The 1,063-nt window shown below is 57.9% G+C and carries 2 protein-coding genes; one reads left to right on the top strand and one right to left on the bottom strand.

Annotation, left to right across the window (positions count from 1 at the left end; translation table 11 throughout):
* Positions 1–222 (bottom strand): hypothetical protein (locus tag AB0J06_RS26410; RefSeq protein ID WP_357432382.1); only part of this gene is annotated, 222 nt, incomplete at its 3' end.
* Positions 223–425: 203 nt separating this feature from the next.
* Between AB0J06_RS26410 and AB0J06_RS26405 the strand changes: the two genes are divergently transcribed.
* The coding region (locus AB0J06_RS26405) for an AraC family ligand binding domain-containing protein (protein ID WP_357432380.1) at positions 426–1,063 on the top strand (638 nt) is incomplete at its 3' end.

Here is a 1,063-nt window from a genome sequence, read left to right as displayed (position 1 = left end):
GGAGAGCAGGACGCCGCCCAGTGTCTGCCACCAAGGGAACGTCGCAACGATCTCCGCCCGTCCCTCGATCTGTTGACCACTCAGGGCGAAACCAAACCCGAACGAAGCGCTTTGCACCGGGTAAAGCCACGCGGCGGTATTGAGCAGCAGTATGGCGACGATCAACAACAGGGTAAGCAATGCCATGCGCTGGCTGAGCTGGGCAAGACGTTGGGAATTCATGGGTAAGCCTCTCAGAAATTTGAGGCGGAAAAATAAACGATTAATTATTGTAAAACAATCATTTTTTAATGGTTAGCGATACCTTAACACAAAACCGATACTGCCCCCCGAAATTTCAGCAGTGGCACAATCGTTCAAGACCGCAGCAGACAGCCCGGTCACACTGGGGTAACGTATTTGCGTCCCGACCTGCGACTGACACCATGATCAAACCCTCTCTCGACTGGCTGCACCGCGCGCCCCACGCCAGTGGCCTGGAGCGTATCGAGGCGTATTTTGCCGGGTTTGGCTTCGACCCTCATCGCCACGACACCTATGCCATCGGCCGTACCCTGTTCGGGGTGCAGAGTTTTCACTATCGCGGCGGCATGACCCACAGTCTGCCGGGGCGGACCATGGTGATCCATCCCGATGAAGTGCATGACGGCTGGGCCGGCAGCGAGGAAGGTTTCAAATACCGGATGATTTACGTGGAGCCGGCGCTGATCCAGCAAGTGCTCGGTGGCAAGCCGTTACCGTTTATTCCCGGCGGGCTGTCCAGCGACCCGTGGCTGTACCGCGCCAGTGAAGTGTTGCTGCAAAGCCTGGATTGCCCGATTGATCCGTTGCAGGAACAGGACGCAATGTTTGACCTGGCCCAGGCGCTGAACAATGCCTCGGGCATCACGGTCAATCGCAAGACTTTCGACTACCGCGCCGCCGAACGCGCGCGGGAATTTATCCACAGCGCCTTGGGCCGGCCGATCACCCTCGATGAAATGGCGGAGTACGCCAACCGCGACCGCTGGGCGTTGTCGCGGGATTTTCGGTTGTTGTTTGGGATCGGAAGAGCACCGGATGA

The sequence above is a fragment of the Micromonospora sp. NPDC049679 genome, assembly GCF_040659735.1.
In the GTDB taxonomy this organism is placed as follows: domain Bacteria; phylum Actinomycetota; class Actinomycetes; order Mycobacteriales; family Micromonosporaceae; genus Micromonospora_I.
The sequence above is the reverse complement of the archived record's forward strand: the minus strand, read 5'-3'. Positions and strand labels throughout refer to the sequence as shown.